The sequence below is a fragment of the Lysinibacillus sp. FJAT-14745 genome, assembly GCF_001275675.1.
GTDB lineage: Bacteria > Bacillota > Bacilli > Bacillales_A > Planococcaceae > Lysinibacillus.
In genome coordinates this window covers 149,862-171,126 of record NZ_LITM01000005.1, presented here as the reverse complement: position 1 = coordinate 171,126, position 21,265 = coordinate 149,862, and the positions used below count along the sequence as shown (strand labels likewise).

Genomic DNA, 21,265 nt, shown 5'->3' with positions numbered 1-21,265 from the left:
CATCTTTTCCTCCGTTTACGTTTGGAAACAGGTCATTGATTTTGTCATCCCCGGATTTTGGTGATGAGCCATATTTTGGGGTCATTACCGAAAGTTAGGGATAGCATTTGGAAACGTATGCTCTGTATATAAGTTGATTGGAGTGGAGACTGGACGACTCTAGGAAAGCGCCCAGTCGGAACGGAAATCAACCCACGTTATTGAGATGAGCTTAAATCTGCTTTAGCCTATTAATAGGTGCTAATGTTAACACTTGCTTGACCTTTTGATTTATGGTAACATTCATAAGTGCATAATATGCTTAACCTTAGCTCGGTATATCGATGACTCCAACGTTTACTGTGCTAATGGGGATTAACAATTATTTAGGAGGTCCATACAAATGGCTATTTCAAAAGAACGTAAAAACGAAATTATTGCTGAGTACCGTACTCACGAAAGTGACACTGGTTCTCCAGAAGTACAAGTTGCAGTATTAACAGAGGAAATTAACGCTCTAAATGCTCACTTACGTACACACAAAAAAGATTTCCACTCTGAGCGTGGTCTTCTTAAAATGGTAGGTCGTCGTCGTCACTTATTAAAATATCTTCGTGAAACTGACGTACAACGTTACCGTGAACTAATCACTCGTTTAGGCTTACGTCGCTAATTGTCAATCGAAAAGCGGGATTAATCCCGCTTTTTCTTTATGTTTATAAACATTAAGAAGACGGTATGCTTTACTATAAAAGCATATTTGACATGAATATCAAGCAAAAAAACTTTGTTTCAATCAAATATAGAAATAAATCCTAAATAAATTGGCAATAACTGAATTTAAATGTATGATTATTTGATGAAATATTTAGCATAGAACAAGCATTTTTGGTACACTTACTATTAGTACATACAGACGAAGTAAGTGTTTTTATAATAGAGAGGGGTTCATTGAATGAACGAAAAGAAAGTCTATTCCTATGAATGGGCTGGCCGTCCACTAGTAATCGAAGTTGGACAGTTAGCAAAACAAGCAAATGGGGCCGTATTAGTACGCTATGGTGATACATCAGTACTTTCAACAGCAACAATGTCAAAATCACCGAAACCACTTGATTTCTTCCCATTAACAGTAAACTATGAAGAACGTTTATACGCAGCAGGTAAAATTCCAGGTGGCTTTATTAAACGTGAAGGCCGTCCATCTGAAAAAGCAATACTAGCAAGCCGTTTAATCGACCGTCCAATTCGTCCGATGTTCCCAGACGGTTTCCGTAATGAAGTACAAGTGATTTCAATGGTCATGTCTAACGATTCGGATTGCACGTCTGAAATGGCTGCAATGGTTGGTTCATCATTAGCGTTAGCTATTTCAGATATTCCATTTGATGGACCGATTGCAGGTGTACAAGTTGGATATATTGACGGTAAATTCATCGTGAACCCAACAGTGGAACAATCTAATCAATCAACAATCCATTTATCTGTAGCAGGTAACAAGGATGCTATTAACATGGTTGAAGCGGGTGCACTAGAAGTACCAGAAGAAGTAATGCTTGAAGCCATTATGTTCGGTCATGAAGAAATCAAAAAAATTATTGCTTTCCAAGAGCAAATCGTTGCAGAAGTAGGGAAAGAAAAATTACCTGTAACATTATTTGAAATTGATGAAGCGATTCAAGCGGATATAAAAGCAGCTTGTGAGACTGACATGCATGATGCTATTCAAACTGCTGAAAAACATGCACGTGATGAGGCTATTAAAGCGGTAAAAGATCGTGTTATTGCTTCTTATGAAGAGCAAGAAGCAGATGAAGTAACAATGAAGCAAGTTTATACAATTCTAGATAAAATGGTTAAAGACGAAGTTCGTCGTCAGATTACAGAAGATAAAGTTCGTCCAGATGGTCGTAAGTTAGACGAAATCCGTCCACTTTCTTCTGAAACAGGCTTATTGCAACGTACTCACGGTTCAGCATTATTTACGCGTGGACAAACACAAGCCCTTTCTATTTGTACGTTAGGTGCACTTGGTGATGTACAAATCATCGACGGTTTAGGTGTGGAAGAATCAAAACGCTTTATGCATCACTATAACTTCCCGCAATTCTCTGTAGGGGAAACTGGCCCAATTCGTGGACCAGGTCGTCGTGAAATCGGTCATGGTGCATTAGGAGAGCGAGCTCTTGATGCGGTTATTCCAGATGAATCTGTATTCCCATATACAATCCGTTGTGTATCGGAAGTACTAGAGTCAAACGGTTCTACATCTCAAGCTTCTATCTGTGCTTCAACGTTAGCGATGATGGATGCTGGTGTTCCATTAAAAGCACCTGTAGCAGGTATTGCAATGGGTCTTATTAAAAAAGACGAACATTACTCTATTTTAACTGATATTCAAGGTATGGAAGACCACCTTGGAGATATGGACTTTAAAGTTGCAGGTACAGCTAAAGGTGTAACAGCACTTCAAATGGACATTAAAATTGATGGTTTATCACGCAATATTTTAGAGGAAGCATTAACACAAGCTAAAATTGGTCGTATGCACATTTTAGAATCAATGCTTGCTACTCTTGCAGAACCACGTGAAAAATTATCTACATTTGCACCGAAAATTGTGATCGTGAAGATTAATCCTGATAAAATTCGCGATGTTATCGGACCTGGTGGTAAACAAATTAACAAAATTATTGAAGAAACTGGCGTAAAAATTGATACTGAGCAAGATGGTACAATTTACATCTCTTCTGCAGATGAAGAAATGAACGCTCGTGCAAAACAAATTATCGAAGACATCGTACGTGAAGCAAAAGTGGGTGAGTATTACTTATCAACAGTTAAACGTATTGAAAAATTCGGTGCGTTCTGTGAAATATTCCCAGGTAAAGATGGCTTACTTCACATCTCTGAAATTCAAGAGGAACGTACAAAACAAGTTGAAGATGTCTTAAAACTTGGCGATCAATTACTTGTAAAAGTTATTGAAATTGACAAGCAAGGTCGTGTGAATTTATCTCGTAAAGTAGTGATCCAAGAAGAAAAAGAACGCGCTGAGCAAGATAAATAATAAATTGTAGAAAAGGCTGCGTATAATGCGCAGCCTTTTTTAAATCAGTTAAGGAATATGGTTCTATAATATTTGTGGAAAGCTTCACATTGTGACTCACCCTTAGTTATAGAACCAGATATAATTGGGGGAGATTTTTTGGTACAAGTACATACATGTCAGAATGGTGTGCGTATTGTGTCTGAGCAAATCGATCATGTAAGGTCTGTTGCGCTAGGCATTTTTGTGAATGCAGGATCTCGTTATGAGCTACCTGAGGAAAATGGCATTACGCATTTTATCGAACATATGCTTTTTAAAGGGACAAAAACTCGAACAGCTCGCCAAATTGCAGAAGAATTTGACCGTATTGGTGGAGAGTTAAATGCTTTTACATCCAAGGAAAACACTTGTTATTATGCAAAGGTTTTAGACCATCATGCTGAGCTTGCCGTTACAATATTAGCAGATATGTTCTTTCATTCTACGTTTGCAGAGGAAGAATTAGAGAAGGAAAGACAAGTTGTACTAGAGGAAATATTAATGAGTGAAGACGCACCTGATGACGATGTTCATGAAAAACTATGGGGAGTCATGTATCCAAATGATGCACTTGGGCGTCCAATTCTAGGAACTGCAGCTACTTTAAAAACATTTACAGCAGATATGATACGAAACTATATGGCTAAACATTATGGTCCAGAATCAGTTGTTATTTCAATTGCGGGAAATATTTCTACAAAGCTTATGCAAACAATTGAAGACTTATTTGGCCAATATCAGCCATCTCCACTTGTGGTTGAACCGGTACTAACGAATCCTCATTTTTATCCAGGAGAGATTTCAAAAACTCGTGATACGGAGCAAGCACATTTAGCCATTTCTTATCCAGCAATCGGTGTAAAGGATCCAGATATGTATAGCTTTATTGCACTTAATAATATTATTGGGGGTAATATGAGCTCTCGTTTGTTCCAAGAAGTACGAGAAGACCGTGGTTTAGCATATTCAATCTTTTCTTACCAATCCTGTTATGCTGATGTTGGAGCATTTACGATTTATGGTAGTACAAGCCGTCAACAATTATCACAGCTTCAACATACAATTGATGCGACATTACTTGATATCGTAGCAGGTGGCGTGACAGAGGAAGAACTTATGAATGCGAAGGAACAGCTAAAGGGTAGTTTTGTACTCGGTCTTGAGGGGACGGGCGCTCGTATGAATCGCAACGGTACAAGTGAGTTAGTGCATCGTAAATATCGTTCAGTAGACGAAGTATTAGCGTCAATTGATGCCGTATCAATGGAATCGATTGATCGCTTAATAGCAAAAATCTTGAAAGCAGAGCCAGCCATTTCAATTATTGGCCCAGAAGCTTAAAAAAAGGTTGCCCTTTATATAGGCAACCTTTTCTCTATTCAGTTGCTTTAAATAACCTCTCTTGCTAAATATAAGGTAAGGCTTTGACGGAAAATAAAATTACTAATGATTATACTCATGATTGTAGGGATCAAAATAATTATCCTGAAATTTTCCGCTACTTGTGATGAATGGTAATGGATAGGGGCTTTGTAAAAGTAAATCCTGCATGGTCTCCGTCCTTCCTAGAATTCTTTGCGTTGATATATTGCGGTTGAAATGAGAGAGGACAGCCATAAGATTAAAAGTCCGGCAAAAGGGGCTAAAAACATATACTGTTTTAGGTTGGATAATGTTAATGTGATATCTGGAAAATACTCTTTAAAAAGACCAATAAAGGGACCAGGTATGAAGCAAAGAGCGATAAGAAACATTCTTCCCTTTATAGAACCAAATTTAATATAGATCGGTAATAATAGTGCTAGCATACAAAAGGCTAATGTCACAAGAAGATTAAATGTTAGAAAAAACTCTGCTGATGACCAGTTATTCGTAAAACGATGAATGATAAATACAATCGGTAGTGCGAGGATAAGCCCAAAAAGCATAAGAAGGATACTAAGTATATATTTACTAAGTATTATGTCCCCTTTTGAAATGGGCAAAGTATTTGCATATTTATCCCAGTTGCTTTGTTCATCATAGGTAAGAGCAGTTATAGCTTGAAAGGTCACGATAAATATAATAATTGTAAAGAGTATTAAACCTTGTTGCATAAAAATTGATATAAATAGGAAGAAAATCAACATGAAGGCCTGTGCTTTTATTTGACTCTGAATCGACATTAAATCTTTTAAGATAAGGGCTGTCATGTTCAAACACTACCTTTCACATAAAATAGCATGATATCTTCTATAGAAGGCTTTTCAAGGGAAAATACCTCATTTACTTCATTTTTTAGAACTAAGGCTTCTATTCCAAAGGCTCCATTACGTTTTCTTATAATGGCATGTTCGGGTATTACACTTACTTCCTCATTATTTCCTTTAAATATGCCGTACTCATAGACAAGTATATCCTTACTTTCGCTAAATAATATTTCCCCATTATGAATGAATGTAATGTAGTCAGCAATCTTTTCTAAATCGCTTGTTATATGAGAAGAAAATAGTATGCTATGTGTTTCATCCTGCATAAACGTTAAAAATAAATCGAGAATTTCATCACGTATAATCGGATCTAGCCCACTCGTTGGTTCATCTAAAATTAAAAGTTTTGGATGATGCGATAATGCTAATGCTATGGAAAGCTTCATCCTCATTCCTCGGGATAATTCTTTAACCTTCTTCCTCTCCGGAACTTTAAATTGTGCTAATCGTTCAAAATAATAGCCTGAGTCCCACGTTTTAAATACTTTTTTCATGATTTTGTCGAGTTGCGTCGCATTAAGTGTTTCAGGCACATGTAAATCGTCAAAAACCACACCGATGTCGTTTTTTATCGATAATTCATATTCGACAATATCCTTACCAAATAGCAAAATTTCGCCATATTCTTTTTTGAGTAAGTTAAGTAGGCATTTAATTTATTTTATCGGGTATCCAAACACCCGATAAAATAAATTAAAACCTCCGGCGGATGTCACGGAATCGGAAGGGAGTTCTTTGTGCAAGCACAAAGCCGATTCCGGACGCAATTATGCCGAGGCATAATTGATTTGTAGTAGACTTCCCAGCGCCGTTTTCTCCTACAAAACCCATGACAGTGCCTTGAGGTACTGAAAAACTTACATCATTAAGAGAAAACCCTTCAAAGCTTTTCTGTAAATCATGAACTTCAATAGCATTCATTTAGTTGTCCTCCTCCAAAATTAATGAAAGTAACTCCTGTACGTCTTCTTTTGTCAGCCCAGCGGTTTTGGCCGTTATCACTGCTTTTTGCATATGCTTTTCAACTTGACGCAATAATTCCTCGCGTAGAAAATCTTGATTTCGTTCTGTAACAAAGCTTCCTTTCCCAGCTACCGTTTCGATAAATCCATCTCGTTCTAAATCAGCATAAGCTCGCTTCGTTGTCATAACGCTAATTTTTAAATCCTTTGCAAGTGCCCGAATAGATGGTAGTGCATCTCCTGCCTGTAATTTATTGGCTAGTATTGCTTCCTTAAGCTGTACGGTTATTTGCTCATAAATGGGTTTATCGCTGGCGTTGCTTAAATGGATACGCATAAATTCCTCACCTCGCACAACTGTATATATACACTATACACAGCTGTATTGATAAATGCAATATTTTCATACTTTGGGTAAGGGTCACGAATTGCAAAAACTCGGCATATATTGGGGTAACGGTTCAAGGAGGGAGATGAGGCATGCTACTATCAGAGATGGTGGATAAAGAGTTAATTCAAATTGAGGGTGGCGTACATTTTGGTATATTGGCACATACAGAATGTCTAATAGATGTGCAAACAGGAAAGATTCATGGTTTTGAGATTGTTAAAGATAAATTGCCATTCCAAAAAAAGAAAGTAAAAGTTAGTGAAATGATACCTTGGCAAGAAATTATACTAATTGGAGAAGATCGTATTTTATTTAACAAAACAACGACGGTACAGTCAGAATTTTTACAGTGAGGTGAGCTTTTGGAAAATGAAAAATGGCTTGTTATCGGTGAGGATCTAAGATTAAAGGAATTGGCTACAATGCTACGAAGCCCATCGAGAACGGTATTTTATAAAAGAACATCAGTTTGGAATGAAGAGTTAAATAAGTTGGTATTAGAATTCCAACCAAATAGAATTATTCTTCCCATTCTTCCACTTAAAATTGAAGTGGAACAGCTTTATGGGATATCCCAAGTTAAGTTTTATACAGGGCGTTTGACTATGCATTGGAAGCAATTGCTTGAGAAAAATGAAACAAATTGCTATTTACAACAAGAATCTTTTATTTGGCAAAACGCAAGATTAACAGCGGAAGGATTTATCGCCACGTTTTATGGACTCGAGCAAAAATGTATTTACGGACAAAACTTTACTATCGCAGGTTTTGGACGCACAGCTAAAATGCTCGCTTCTTTACTCGTCAAGATGGGCGCTAATGTCCATATAGTAGCGCGTTCAGTTGTACAAGTGAGTGAAGCTAAGGCATATGGTTATAAAGCTACGAATTTAGATGATCGCAAATGGTCAATTAATGATGGGATTTTTATCAATACGATACCAGCTAAATGGATTACAGAATCATTCCAAGATCATGTCCCAGCTGTCCTATATGATTTGGCTTCAGAGCCTGGATGTTTGGATATAGACACTGAGCAATTACAAACGTACGTACTATTGCCATCATTACCTGGGAAATACTTTGCACATGATGCAGCTACAATATTGTGCAAGGCAATAGAGGAGGAAGAAAATTGCTAACGGGTAAACGAATTGGTTTAGGTATTACAGCCTCTCACTGTACGTATGAGGATGTAGTACCTAAAATTCAAAATTTTATAGATGCAGGAGCAACGGTTATTCCAATAATTACGCATTCCGTGTTACATGCGGCTACACGTTTTGGTACAGGAGAGGAGTGGATTGCAAAAATAGAGGAATTGACTGGAGAAAAGGTAGTTTCCTCTATTAAAGAGGCAGAACCATTCGGACCATCCAATCCATTGGATGCGATGGTTATAGCACCTATGACAGGGAATAGTATTAGTAAATTTGCTAATGCAGCAACAGATAGTCCGGTATTGATGGCTGCGAAGGCAACATTGCGTAACGGTTCGCCTATTGTCCTAGGCATATCAACAAATGATGCGCTTGGCTTAAATGGAATGAATATTATGAGGCTGCTAAATGCTAAAAATATTTACTTTATTCCATTCGGGCAGGACTCACCACATTCCAAGCCAAATTCCTTGATTGCTGATTTTGATCAAATGGTCTCGACTGTTCATGAAGCGATTACTGAGAAAAAGCAATTACAACCACTGTTAATACAATATTTCAAATAATTCACGAATTACACACAATTTTCAGTATTTTTGTGATACAATAGCACACATTATGGAACATGTATCAAGGAGAGATGACAGATGACAAAGCAGTTAACAGTTGCGGTTGTTGGAGCAACAGGGGCAGTAGGCACAAAAATGATGGAGCAGCTAATTAAACGGAATTTTCCAATCGGAGATATTAAGTTCTTAGCTTCTGCACGTTCAGCAGGAAAACCAATCGAATTTAATGGTAAGACTTATACAATTGAAGAAGCGACACCTGAAGCTTTTGAAGGCGTCAATGTCGCTTTATTCTCAGCTGGTGGTTCTGTATCAGCGGTGTTGGCGCCAGAAGCGGCAAAACGTGGTGCAGTAGTGATCGATAATACGAGCCATTTCCGCATGGATCCAGAGGTACCACTAGTTGTGCCTGAAGTAAATCGTGGTGATCTTGCTAAGCATAAAGGGATTATTGCGAATCCAAACTGCTCTACGATTCAAATGATGGCTGCGCTTGAACCTATTCGTAATACATTTGGCTTAACAAAAATTATTGTATCGACATACCAAGCAGTTTCAGGTGCAGGTATTTCTGCTATTCAGGAATTAAAGGCACAAAGTGCAAATTGGGATGCAGGTAAGGATGTAGAAGCAAATATTTTACCTTCTGGTAGCGACAAACGTCATTATCCAATCGCTCGTAATGTCATTCCACAAATTGATAAATTTACAGACAATGGCTTTACATATGAAGAAATGAAAATGATTAATGAAACGAAGAAAATCATGCATGCACCAGAGCTAAACGTAGCTGCAACTTGTGTTCGCGTGCCAGTTGTTTCAGGACACTCTGAATCTGTTTATATTGAAGTAGAAAAAGATGCAACGGTACAGGAGATTTTTGAAGTATTACGCAGTGCACCAGGAGTGGTATTACAAGATGATATCGCAACACAAACTTACCCAATGCCTATCTATGCAGAAGGGGAAGATGCTACTTTTGTAGGACGTATCCGTCAAGATTTAGACAACAAAAAAGGATTCCACCTATGGATCGTTTCTGACAATCTTTTAAAAGGCGCTGCATTAAACTCTATTCAAATTGCAGAAGCAATGCTGGAGGATAACTTACTATAAGAGGGGTGTAAGGATGAATTTAGGGCGAATTGGAACGGCGATGATTACGCCGTTCAAAGAAGATGGCACGATTAATTATCCAGAACTAGAACGTATTATTAATCATTTGATTGATAATGGTACAGATTGTATTGTCGCATGTGGCACAACCTCTGAAAATCCAACTATGTCCACAGAAGAAAAAATTGAAGTTGTACGCTTTACAGTAGAAAAAGTAGCAGGACGTGTACCAGTTATTGCAGGTACAGGGGATAACGAAACTGCTTACTCTATTGCAATGACGCACAAGGCTGAAGAAAATGGTGCAGATGGTATCATGCTTGTAGCACCATATTATAATAAGCCAAATCAACGCGGTATTTTTGCGCATTTTGAAACAATTGCAAAAGAGACTAGACTACCTGTCATGCTTTATAACGTGCCAGGACGTACAGGCATCAATGTTGCCTATGAAACTTCCGTTGCTTTAAGTAAAATTTCTAATATTTCATGGATTAAAGAAGCGAGTGGCAATTTAGATCAAATGGGCGATATTATTGAAAATGTTGATTCTGATGATAACTTTTTAGTGTATAGTGGGGATGATGGTTTAACACTGCCACTACTAGCAATTGGCGGAGCAGGAATTATTTCAGTTGCTGCTCACGTTGTTGGAAACGATATGCAATTAATGATTAAAGCGTTTGAAGAAGGAAAACACGAGCTAGCAGCCAAAATTCACCGAGCATTATTACCACTTGTACGTGCGCTGTTCGCACAGCCAAACCCATCGCCTGTAAAATACGCAATGACCAAATTAGGCTTTGATACACTTAATGTCCGTCTGCCAATGATGGAAATGACAGATGAAGAAAAAGCAAACTTTGACCGAATTTGGGATACGTATCAAGAAAAAGCGAGAAACTTTAGAAAAATAAGTACCTTTAGTTAATTTACTTAAACCCTCAGACTGTAAACAAACTCGAGATTTTTTAGTTTGTTTACGGTCTTTTTTCTTTTGCTAGTAATATAGAAGAATAAGACTGTTGCTCCAGGGGGAGGCCCCTCAGGTAAGGCAGAAATCCGCTCAGGGGCTAGAACAAACTTACAGAGAATGGCTTACAAACGGCGATATTCCCCATCCCAACAAGCTATGTGGCTTAATAAAAGACAAAAAGACCTTTCACAATGCCAAATACTCGATCTGCTTTCCATCTATCGGTAATAAAATTAGCAATAAATTTATGTTTCCACCATGAAAGATGTATTTTTAATTTGTGCAAAAGCTTTGCAAACCGTATAATGAATCTTAAGTGGTTGCTGTTCGGGATATTTTTTAGGAGGAAATAAATTGACAAAAAAGAAAAATGAATTAATTCGCATCATTCCACTTGGTGGCGTGGGCGAAATTGGGAAAGCAATGTACGTAGTAGAAATTGACGAAGAGCTATTTGTAGTGGATAGCGGCTTAATGTTCCCTGAAGACGAAATGCTGGGCATTGATATCGTAATTCCTGATATTACGTATTTAGAGGAAAATAAAGATCGTGTGAAAGGGATTTTCTTAACACATGGTCATGAAGATGCAATTGGCTCGATTGCCTATGTACTACAAAAAATAAAAGCGCCGGTGTACGGATCAAAATTAACAATTGCACTTGCAAAGGAGCATTTAAAAGAATTGCCTGCACCACAACAGGTGAAATTTTTTGAGGTTACAAACCGTAGTCGTATGAATTTTAACTCAACGTATGTGACATTCTTCCATACAACACATAGTATTCCCGATTCGTTAGGGGTAGTGTTCCATACATCTGAAGGAGCAATTGTTCATACAGGTGAGTTTAAATTCGATCAATCAGCGACAGGTAAATTTAAACCTGATTTAGCAAAAATGGCTCAGCTAGGGGAAGAAGGCGTATTTATTCTGTTATCTGAGTCGTGTGAAGCTGAGCGACCAGGTTATACGACATCTGAAATTGTGATTGAAGAGCAATTATCAAAAACATTCCATTCAGCACCAGGTCGTATTTTAGTTGCTGTTTATGCATCGAATTTCATTCGTATTCAACAAGTATTTACACAAGCTCAAAAGTCGTTCCGTAAAGTAGTTATTGTAGGAAAACCTTTAGAAAAAGCTGTGGATTTAGGTGTACAGCTAGGCCATTTAACGGTAGAGGAAGAAACAATCATCCCTATCTCAGAAATGCAAAAGTATCAAGATGATGAGATTATTATTATTGCTACAGGTAATAAAGGGGAACCACTTGATGCATTAGAAAAAATCGTCCGCAAACATCACCGTGACATTAAAATTAAGAAAGATGATACAGTATTAATTACATTTACACCGTCTCCAGGGATGGAAGTGCAGATGGCTAATACAATGAACTCTATCGCAAAAGCAGGTGCTGCAATTCTAACATCTAGCAAAAATGTACATGTGTCGGGTCACGGTAGCCAAGAGGATTTAAAATTAATGCTAAACTTAATGCAACCAAAGTACTTTATCCCTGTGCAAGGTGAGTATCGCATGCTTATTGCTCACTCTAAGCTTGCTCAACAGCTAGGTATGCAAAAATCACAAATTTTTATCGCCGATAAAGGGGATATTGTAGAATATAAAAATGGTAAAATGCGAATGAGTGGCCGTGTACAAGCTGGTAATGTATTAATAGATGGTATTGGTGTTGGCGATGTAGGTAATATAGTACTTCGCGATCGTAAGTTATTATCGCAGGATGGTATTTTCATTGTTGTCGTAACACTAAACCGTGCTCAGAAGAAAATTGCATCTGGTCCAGAAATTTTATCACGTGGTTTCGTATATGTACGAGAATCAGAAGAATTAATGGTGGAAGCTTCTGATATTGCGAGAAATGTTATTGAAAAATACGTTGGTAAAGATACATTTGAATGGACAAATATTAAACAAGAAATTCGAGATACACTGAATACGTATTTATTCCAAAAAACGAAGCGCCGCCCAATGATTATCCCAATCATTATGGAATATTAAAAATGAAAGCTCATCGTTAAATGAAAAAGGATTTTCTAGCCGAATGTAAACGGTGGAAAATCCTTTTTTTCGCTCAATCCCAAAAGAGGAATGACATTTGTTAAAACATATGCCATGAGTTGATTGGAGTGAAGGGGAGCCCCAAGAAAGCACCCAGCCGGAACGGAGATCAACCACACGTTATGAGGATGAGTCTTTTTTTTGAAATAATCAAGTTCTACATGTTATTATTCGCTACATATAAAGAATGGAATACAAAAGAAGGTGAAATAGATGGCGACTAGTAAAAAAAGAAAAGTCACTAAAGCGAAAGCGACTACAGAAAAAAAAGAAATGCATCCGCTTATGTATGAAATTTTAGGGCTTGTCTTAATTGCATTAGCGGTTATTATGATTTTTGAATATGGTATGATTGGGCGCATTTTACAAACGATAGCAATGTTTTTTTTAGGGAATTTACATTTTGCTGTGCCATTTATGCTTATATTTGTTGCGTTGTTACTGATGATTGGGCAGAAAAAAGTAAGCATTTATGATCGTCTAATATTAGGTATGCTCCTCATTGTTATGAGTTTAACAATTTTTAGCCACGGCATTTTGTTTGAACAATTATCAAAATCTGGTGGTTTATTATCAGACTCTGTTTTGCGAGAATCTTGGCGAATTTTAATTAGTACAGAGGGTATTGTCCATCGAAGTAATGCACTTGGTGGAGGTATGATTGGTGCACTGTTATTTAGTGCTCTACATGTATTATTTGAAGCAACAGGTGCGAAGGTCGTCGCATGGGTTATTTTCTTTATCGGATTAATTTTAGTAACAGGAAAGGCACTTGTTCCATATTTAGCGGGAAAAATGCCCGACCTTTTTGGTAAATGGAAAAAGAAAAATCGTGAAAAGAAAAAAAATATGCCAAAGATACCTAAAAATCGCCGTTCAAAAGTAGAAAGCAAGGATGAAATTGCAGCTGTTGATCAGGCGCCTGAGGTACAAGAGGAAGAAGAAGTGTCTCATGAACCAATTATCTCTGCCTTCACTCAAAATGTTTCTCATGAACGAGAAGCATTTACAGGAGCCGAAAATGAAGATATTGAACATGGAGAGATTGTTGATGATGTTCATATTGGAGGCGCAGATGCTGTGGAAAATACAGATTATCAACTTCCGTCTTATAATCTATTACAATTACCGCCACAGCATGACCAAAGTGGAGAATATTCTGTCATTCAGGCAAATGCGAAAAAGCTTGAGCAAACTTTGCAAAGCTTTGGCGTAAAGGCAAAAGTAACGCAGGTTCATTTAGGCCCAGCTGTAACGAAATACGAAATATTACCAGATATAGGCGTGAAAGTAAGTAAAATTGTAAACTTACAGGATGATCTTGCCTTAGCACTTGCTGCGAAGGATATTCGTATGGAAGCACCTATTCCTGGAAAGTCAGCAATTGGCATTGAAGTACCAAATAGCGAGGTAGCAATTGTTACACTACGGGAAGTATTAGAGTCTAAAGATGGTGCAAAGCCAGAAGCATTATTACAAGTCGCATTAGGTCGTGATATTACTGGACAAGCAGTACTCGCTGAACTCAATAAAATGCCACATTTACTTGTTGCAGGTTCAACAGGTAGTGGGAAAAGTGTGTGTATAAATGGCATTGTCGTATCAATCCTAATGCGTACAAAACCACATGAGGTAAAGCTGATGATGATTGACCCGAAAATGGTGGAGTTAAATGTTTATAACGGAATTCCTCATCTACTGGCACCAGTTGTTACAGACGCGCGTAAAGCTTCTCAGGCTCTAAAGAAAGTTGTGTCAGAAATGGAACGCCGCTATGATCTATTTTCTCATACAGGTACTCGTAATATCGAAGGTTACAATGGCCAAGTACAAAAAGTTAATGAACAAACGGGTGAAAAACAACCGAAATTACCTTATATTGTGGTAATTGTAGACGAGTTAGCGGACTTAATGATGGTTGCCTCAAGTGATGTAGAAGATTCTATTACACGTTTAGCACAAATGGCACGTGCAGCAGGAATTCATTTAATCATTGCAACCCAACGACCAAGTGTAGATGTATTGACAGGTGTTATTAAAGCAAATATTCCTTCGCGCATTGCCTTTGCGGTGTCATCAGCAATCGATTCTAGAACGATATTAGACATGGGTGGAGCAGAACGTTTGCTTGGTCGAGGAGATATGTTATTTTTACCAGCTGGTGCTTCTAAACCAAAACGTGTGCAAGGTGCTTTTTTATCAGATCAAGAAGTTGAGTCAGTTGTTAACTTTGTTATAGAACAACAAAAGGCACAGTATCAGGAGGAAATGATTCCGACTGAAGAAGAGGCAATTTTAGAGGAAACGGATGAATTATTTGATGAGGCTGTACAGTTAGTTGTAAGTATGCAAACGGCCTCCGTTTCGATGTTACAACGCCGTTTCCGTATCGGCTATTCGAGAGCTGCTCGTATTGTCGATCAAATGGAACAACGCGGTATTGTCGGGCCTTCAGAGGGTAGTAAACCCCGACAAGTGCTCATCCATCAATACGATAATTAGTGCCAAAATAACGACAAAAACTCAAATAATATTGTATACATTGAGCAGGCTCAAATTCTTTCAAAATTCGAAAGCAATTACGCTAAGGTGTAATTGCTTTCAGTCTATAAAAATGTTATATTAATGAACGATTAGTAGGAATGTTGTACATCAGATGTCTGATCTCTGATTTTGGTGGTGATATATGTGACTATAAAAGCAGATCATCGTCATCTCTATCTTCAAGTAATTGATCGTTTAAAGTCTGACATTGAAATAGGCGTTTTTAAAGAAAATGAAAAACTGCCTTCAGAGTTTGAATTATCGAAATCACTAGGAGTCAGTCGAGCGACACTTAGAGAAGCGCTACGACTGTTGGAAGAAGAAAATGTTATCGTGCGTCGACATGGGGTGGGGACATTTGTCAACCCTAAGCCGTTGTTTACATCAGGCATCGAGCATTTATCGAGCATTTCTTCTATGATCGAGGCAGCAGGTATGGAACCCGGTTCCCGTTTTTTAAAGGCGACAGAAAGCATACCTTCTGAGGAAGATTTAAAACGCTTCCAATGTGATGACGAAGATAAAATACTCACAATTGAACGTGTCAGAACAGCGGATGGTGAGCCGGTAGTTTACTGCATAGACAGATTACCAGCAAGCTTCCTGCCAACTGACTTTGTAGAAAAAAAGGAAGTTTCACTTTTCTCTGCACTTGAACAATCTGGTAAAATTCATGTTGCCTATGCTGTTACATATATTGATCCAATCGGGTATCATGAGCAAGCTTCACCGATTCTAAATTGCGGGCGTGAAACAGCTCTTTTAGTATTAAAGCAGTTGCATTACGATGATCATGATCAAGTAGTGCTGTATTCGAAAAATTATTTCCGAGCTGATAAATTCAGCTTCCATGTAGTTCGTAAACGGGTGTAGAACATTTCTAATTTTTTCCTGCTAATTACAATACCTTTGGGGGGTTAATACAATGAAAAAACGTAAATTTGGCTTAGTATTATCATCAGTTTTAGCTGCAAGTGCAATCTTAGGTGCATGTGGTGCGAAAGACGAAAAACCTGCAAAAGAAAAAGAAAATGAAAATGCATCATCTGGCGAAAGCAACAAAGAAAAAGCATTCTCAGTAGCAATGGTTACTGATGTAGGTGGTGTTGATGATAAATCATTCAACCAATCTGCTTGGGAAGGTGTTCAAGCTTACGGTAAAGAGCATAACCTAGAAAAAGGTAAAGGCTTCGACTATTTACAATCAAAATCAGACGCAGACTATGATTCAAATTTAAATGCATTAGTACGTCGTGACTTTAACTTAATCTATGGTATTGGTTTCATGATGGCTGACGCAGTTGAAGCTGTTGCTACAGACAACCCAGAAAAACATTTTGCATTAGTCGATGCTGAAGTAAAAGCAGACAACGTAGTTAGTGTTCTTTTCAAAGAGCAAGAAGGCGCTTTCTTAGCTGGTGTAGCTGCTGCGAAAATGTCTAAATCAGGTAAAATCGGTTTTGTAGGTGGCGTAGATATTCCAGTTATCAACCGCTTCGAGGCTGGATTCGTTGAAGGTGCAAAAGCTGTAAATCCAAAAATCGAAATCAAATCAAAATATACTGGTGCATTCGATAAAGCTGACCTTGGTAAAATTACTGCAAACAGCATGTACTCTTCAGGTGTAGATGTAATCTTCCACGCTGCTGGTGCAACTGGTAACGGTGTATTCTCTGAGGCAAAAGAACGTAAGAAAAAAGACCCTAATGCAAATGTATGGGTAATTGGTGTTGACGCTGACCAATACGAAGAAGGTAAAATAGACGATAAAACAAATGTAACTTTAACTTCTATGTTAAAAGGTGTTAACACAGCAGTAATTGATATTTCAAACAAAGCGAAAAAAGGTGAATTCCCAGGCGGTAAAACACTTACTTATGGTTTAGCTGAAGACGGAGTGAAGCTTGCAGATTCTCGCGGTGCAATTCCAGCAGACGTACAAACTGTCATTGACGAATATAAAGAAAAAATTGCTAAGGGTGAAATTAAGGTTCCAGAAAAAGTGAAAAAATAATTCACCTTTTGATCATCATAAGGGACTTGAAGAAGGCCCTTATGATGATTTTTCAATCTATCGTTATATTTTGACTATTTGCAATACTCTATCAGAGCATATTTATTTACCTATAGAGGTAGTAATTTTTCTATGAGTTTATCGTAAGAATAGTAATGATGGTAACAAGTTGATAGAAGAAAGGTTTCTAACGATGACCTTTCCTGTATTAATTTATTTTCATTCAGAAGAATATCTACCTCTATTAGTTGGACAAGATACGCATGAATTTTTGTTAATAGGGTACATAATGCCGCTGAACGAAGATGGGACCTTTGGCTAAGTCATTGCTGTGCTATGTGAAAAACGTTGAACTAACAGTGACTATAGCTAGTATTATTAACAGGACGTATTGTTAATCTGTGCGAAAGCGGAGTGTTAACGAAGCGTCAGCAACACATGTTTTCTGTGGCGAAAGCAAAGTGACAGCCACAAGGCGAAATTGAAAAAAGTGCCTATTAAGGGAGTGACGAAATTGGAACACGTGATTGAGATGCTAGGAATCCGAAAAGAATTCGGTAATTTCGTGGCGAATAATAACATCACCCTCCAACTGAAAAAAGGCGAAATCCATGCATTACTAGGTGAAAATGGTGCAGGTAAATCGACTTTAATGAACGTCCTTTTTGGTTTGTATCAACCAGAGGGTGGCGAAATTCGAGTTCGTGGGAAGGCTGTTAAAATTACAAACCCAAATGTGGCCAATGATTTAGGGATTGGTATGGTCCATCAACACTTTATGCTGGTGGAAAATTTTACAGTAACAGAGAATATTATTTTAGGTTCTGAGCCTACAAAAATGGGTGTTATTAATATTAAAAATGCGGCAAAGAAAGTTCAAGCACTTTCTGAAAAATATGGTTTAGATGTTGATCCATATGCCAAAATCGAAGATATTACTGTGGGGATGCAACAGCGTGTTGAAATTTTAAAAACACTATACCGTGGTGCAGAAATTTTAATCTTTGACGAACCTACTGCATCTTTAACACCACAGGAGATTACAGAGCTTATTCAAATAATGCGCCGCTTAATTGCAGAGGGCAAATCCATTATTTTAATTACCCATAAGCTAAAAGAAATTATGGAAGTATCTGACCGTGTGACGATTATCCGAAAAGGGGAAGGGATTGGAACAGTAATAACTGCTGAAACAAATCCTAACCAACTAGCTGAAATGATGGTTGGTCGCCAAGTCGAATTTAAAACAGAAAAAACAGAAGCAAAACCAACTGATGAAGTACTTACAATTGAAAAATTGGTTGTTACAGACTATCGTAATATCGATAAAGTAAAAGGTTTGAACTTAAAAGTACGCAAAGGTGAGATTGTTGGTATTGCGGGTATCGATGGTAACGGACAATCCGAGTTAATCGAAGCCATTACTGGCCTTCGTAAAGTAAAAAGTGGACATGTTAAATTAAATGGCACTGATATTACAAATATGAAACCTCGAAAAATTACTGAGGAAGGCGTTGGGCATATCCCACAAGATCGCCATAAGCATGGTTTAGTATTAGATTTCCCAATAGGTCATAATATCGCACTACAAACATATTATCAGTCTCCAATCGCTAAAGGCTTTGTCATGGACTACAAGAAAGTATCTGAAAAAGCACGCCAAATCATTAAGGAATATGATGTACGTACTGGTAATGGCGAAATGACTCCAGCACGTGCCCTTTCAGGTGGTAACCAGCAAAAAGCAATTATCGGCCGTGAAATTGATCGTAATCCAGATTTATTGATCGCTGCTTTACCAACACGTGGTCTTGACGTAGGTGCTATTGAATTTATTCACTCTCGTCTTATCGAGCAACGTGATAAAGGAAAAGCAGTACTGTTAATTTCATTTGAATTAGATGAAGTCATGAATGTTTCGGACCGTATCGCAGTTATTTATGATGGTCAAATTGTTGATGAGTTAAATCCAAAAGAAACGACAGAACAAGAACTTGGTCTATTAATGGCAGGACAAAGTAGTAAAAATAACATGAATGATGCGAAGGAGGGGAACGACTAATGTCAAATCGTGTCATTAATATACTCGTTCCTATCATCTCTATTATTATCGGTTTAATTGTTGGTGCTATTGTAATGGTAGTCAGCGGCTATGACCCAGTACAAGGATATAGCGCCCTTTGGACAGGTATTTTTGGAGATTCATATTCAATTGGGAACACAATCCGTCAAATAACACCGTACATATTGGCGGGTCTTGCGGTAGCATTTGCCTTCCGCACAGGTTTATTCAACATTGGTGTTGAAGGTCAGTTAATCTTAGGTTGGCTAGCAGCAGCTTGGGTAGGATATGCGTTTGAATTACCTAAAATCATTCACTTACCATTAGCATTGCTTGCAGCAGCTGCTGCAGGTGCATTATGGGCCTTTATTGCAGGTTTCTTAAAAGCGAAATTTAAAGTTCACGAAGTTATAGCGACAATTATGTTAAACTATACTGCGCTTTATATTGCGAATGCAGTGATTAAAAAATTGTCTGACGGTAGCTTTAAAACAGAACGAATTCATGATTCAGCATCGTTACGTTCTCCGTTTTTAAGAGAGCTTACAGACAATTCAAGTCTTCACTATGGGATCATTGTTGCACTATTAATGGTAGTAGTTATGTGGTTCATTTTAGAAAAAACAACACGCGGATATGAGCTAAAAGCGGTAGGCTTTAATAAGCATGCTGCAGACTATGCTGGTATGAACGTTAACAAAAACATTATTTTAGCTATGACGATCTCAGGTATGTTTGCTGGTCTTGGTGGTGCTATGGAGGCACTAGGTACTTTCGGAAACGCCTCTATTAAAGCAGGCTTTACTGGTATAGGTTTCGATGGTATCGCCGTGGCCTTACTTGGTGCCAATACACCACTAGGGGTAGTATTTGGGGCTTCATTATTCGGCTCACTAAAATACGGAGCGCTAAATATGCCGAATGCTGCGGGTATTCCAGAGGAAATTGTATCTATTATTATCGCGTTAATTATTTTCTTTGTAGCATCAGGCTATATCATACGAGTAGCATTACAAAAATTGAGCAAGAAAAAGGAGGGGCAATAACATGAGCTTTTTAGAAATGTTATATTTCATCATCCCTTCTGCAATTCTTTATGCAACACCTTTAATCTTTACAGCAATCGGCGGCGTATTCTCTGAACGTTCTGGTGTAGTAAACATCGGACTTGAAGGTTTAATGATTGTTGGTGCATTTGTTGGTATTTATGTCAACTTAGAATATGCTTCAACATTTGGTACAGCAACAGTTTGGGTGGCAATGCTGGCAGCTGTCATTGTTGGGGGAATCTTCTCACTTCTCCATGCAGTTGCGTCTATTTCCTTCCGTGCCGATCAAACGGTATCGGGGGTTGCTATTAACTTATTAGGTTTAGCAGTATCCGTATTCTTAGTGAAAATGATTTATGATAAAGGTCAAACAGATATGATTACCCGATCAATAGACCGTTTTGGTATCCCTTATTTACAGGATATCCCGTTCTTTGGTCCATTATTATTCCGTGATGTCTATAGTACGTCAATTTTAGCTTTTGCAGTAGCTATTGGGGCATGGTTTATCATTTATAAAACACCATTTGGGTTACGTTTACGTGCTGTCGGTGAACATCCAATGGCTGCAGATACGATGGGCGTAAATGTTAATAGAATGCGCTATATTGCTGTTGTTATCTCTGGTGCATTAGGTGGTCTTGGTGGTGCAGTATACGCACAATCAATTACACTTAATTTCTCACATGCAACAATTGCGGGTCAAGGCTTTATGGCGATTGCCGCAATGATTTTCGGGAAATGGCATCCAATCGGTGCATTAGGTGCAGCATTATTCTTTGGTGTAGCGCAAACGTTAAGTATTGCAGGAAGCGGAATTCCTTACATTCAAGATATTCCTGCCGTGTACTTACAAATTTTACCGTACGTCTTAACTATTTTTGCATTAGCAGGATTTATTGGTAAAGCAAGTGCACCAAAAGCTAGTGGCCAACCTTATATTAAGGGTAAACGCTAAAAAACAGACAATTATTTACACTAAAGACTGGGCGAAAATGCTCAGTCTTTTTCCTTGTACATA

At 37.9% G+C, this 21,265-nt stretch carries 18 protein-coding genes and 1 pseudogene; 15 read left to right on the top strand and 4 right to left on the bottom strand.

Annotation, left to right across the window (positions count from 1 at the left end):
• The first annotated feature begins 382 nt into the window (after positions 1-382).
• From rpsO to AMS59_RS08170, 3 genes are all read left to right on the top strand, one after another.
• Positions 383-652 (top strand): 30S ribosomal protein S15, encoded by a 270-nt coding sequence (gene rpsO / locus AMS59_RS08180; protein WP_053483257.1) that lies wholly within the window; start codon positions 383-385, stop codon positions 650-652.
• A 282-nt stretch (positions 653-934) separates the two neighbouring features.
• The gene (gene pnp, locus AMS59_RS08175) at positions 935-3,049 is read left to right on the top strand and encodes a polyribonucleotide nucleotidyltransferase (protein ID WP_053483256.1); all 2,115 of its coding nucleotides are present in this window, start codon (positions 935-937) and stop codon (positions 3,047-3,049) included.
• A 138-nt stretch (positions 3,050-3,187) separates the two neighbouring features.
• Positions 3,188-4,411, top strand: coding sequence for a pitrilysin family protein (locus AMS59_RS08170; protein WP_053483255.1), 1,224 nt, complete (start codon positions 3,188-3,190; stop codon positions 4,409-4,411).
• Between the two features lie 224 nt (positions 4,412-4,635).
• Here the strand turns inward: AMS59_RS08170 and AMS59_RS08165 are convergent, their stop codons facing one another.
• From AMS59_RS08165 to AMS59_RS08150, 4 genes and pseudogenes are all read right to left on the bottom strand, one after another.
• The gene (locus AMS59_RS08165; RefSeq protein WP_053483254.1) at positions 4,636-5,262 is read right to left on the bottom strand and encodes an ABC-2 transporter permease; all 627 of its coding nucleotides are present in this window, start codon (positions 5,260-5,262) and stop codon (positions 4,636-4,638) included.
• 2 nt (positions 5,263-5,264) lie between these two features.
• The gene (locus AMS59_RS08160; protein WP_369814314.1) at positions 5,265-5,930 is read right to left on the bottom strand and encodes an ATP-binding cassette domain-containing protein; all 666 of its coding nucleotides are present in this window, start codon (positions 5,928-5,930) and stop codon (positions 5,265-5,267) included.
• A 178-nt stretch (positions 5,931-6,108) separates the two neighbouring features.
• Positions 6,109-6,240: pseudogene (locus AMS59_RS26930) on the bottom strand (ATP-binding cassette domain-containing protein); the annotation flags it as partial.
• Positions 6,241-6,618, bottom strand: a complete 378-nt coding sequence (locus AMS59_RS08150) for a GntR family transcriptional regulator (protein ID WP_053483252.1) — start codon at positions 6,616-6,618, stop codon at positions 6,241-6,243.
• A 143-nt stretch (positions 6,619-6,761) separates the two neighbouring features.
• On the opposite strand from AMS59_RS08150, the gene AMS59_RS08145 reads away from it, so the two are divergent.
• The 12 genes from AMS59_RS08145 (at position 6,762) to AMS59_RS08085 (ending at position 21,202) form a co-directional block, all read left to right on the top strand.
• A complete protein-coding gene (locus AMS59_RS08145; RefSeq protein WP_053483251.1) occupies positions 6,762-7,025 on the top strand; it encodes a sporulation protein, YlmC/YmxH family in 264 nt (87 codons plus the stop codon).
• A 9-nt stretch (positions 7,026-7,034) separates the two neighbouring features.
• Positions 7,035-7,814 (top strand): dipicolinate synthase, encoded by a 780-nt coding sequence (locus AMS59_RS08140; protein ID WP_053483250.1) that lies wholly within the window; start codon positions 7,035-7,037, stop codon positions 7,812-7,814.
• The gene (locus AMS59_RS08135; RefSeq protein ID WP_053483249.1) at positions 7,808-8,398 is read left to right on the top strand and encodes a dipicolinate synthase subunit B; all 591 of its coding nucleotides are present in this window, start codon (positions 7,808-7,810) and stop codon (positions 8,396-8,398) included. Before AMS59_RS08140 ends, AMS59_RS08135 begins: the two co-directional genes overlap by 7 nt.
• Before the next feature lie 81 nt (positions 8,399-8,479).
• Positions 8,480-9,517 (top strand): aspartate-semialdehyde dehydrogenase, encoded by a 1,038-nt coding sequence (locus AMS59_RS08130; protein WP_053483248.1) that lies wholly within the window; start codon positions 8,480-8,482, stop codon positions 9,515-9,517.
• Positions 9,518-9,530: 13 nt separating this feature from the next.
• Complete coding sequence (dapA, locus tag AMS59_RS08125; protein WP_053483247.1) at positions 9,531-10,448, top strand: 4-hydroxy-tetrahydrodipicolinate synthase; 918 nt, start codon at positions 9,531-9,533, stop codon at positions 10,446-10,448.
• 399 nt (positions 10,449-10,847) lie between these two features.
• The gene (locus AMS59_RS08115) at positions 10,848-12,515 is read left to right on the top strand and encodes a ribonuclease J (protein WP_053483245.1); all 1,668 of its coding nucleotides are present in this window, start codon (positions 10,848-10,850) and stop codon (positions 12,513-12,515) included.
• A 273-nt stretch (positions 12,516-12,788) separates the two neighbouring features.
• On the top strand, positions 12,789-15,077 hold the full coding sequence (locus AMS59_RS08110; RefSeq protein ID WP_053483244.1) for a DNA translocase FtsK: 2,289 nt from the start codon (positions 12,789-12,791) through the stop codon (positions 15,075-15,077).
• Positions 15,078-15,263: 186 nt separating this feature from the next.
• A complete protein-coding gene (locus tag AMS59_RS08105) occupies positions 15,264-15,992 on the top strand; it encodes a GntR family transcriptional regulator (protein ID WP_053483243.1) in 729 nt (242 codons plus the stop codon).
• 52 nt (positions 15,993-16,044) lie between these two features.
• Positions 16,045-17,133: a BMP family protein gene (locus AMS59_RS08100; protein ID WP_053483242.1), complete on the top strand. Its 1,089-nt coding sequence runs from the start codon at positions 16,045-16,047 to the stop codon at positions 17,131-17,133.
• Positions 17,134-17,647: 514 nt separating this feature from the next.
• Entirely contained in the window at positions 17,648-19,195 is a 1,548-nt protein-coding gene (locus AMS59_RS08095) for an ABC transporter ATP-binding protein (RefSeq protein WP_053483241.1), read from the top strand.
• A complete protein-coding gene (locus AMS59_RS08090; protein ID WP_053483240.1) occupies positions 19,195-20,241 on the top strand; it encodes an ABC transporter permease in 1,047 nt (348 codons plus the stop codon). Before AMS59_RS08095 ends, AMS59_RS08090 begins: the two co-directional genes overlap by 1 nt.
• Before the next feature lies 1 nt (position 20,242).
• A complete protein-coding gene (locus tag AMS59_RS08085) occupies positions 20,243-21,202 on the top strand; it encodes an ABC transporter permease (RefSeq protein WP_053483239.1) in 960 nt (319 codons plus the stop codon).
• Positions 21,203-21,265 lie beyond the last annotated feature (63 nt).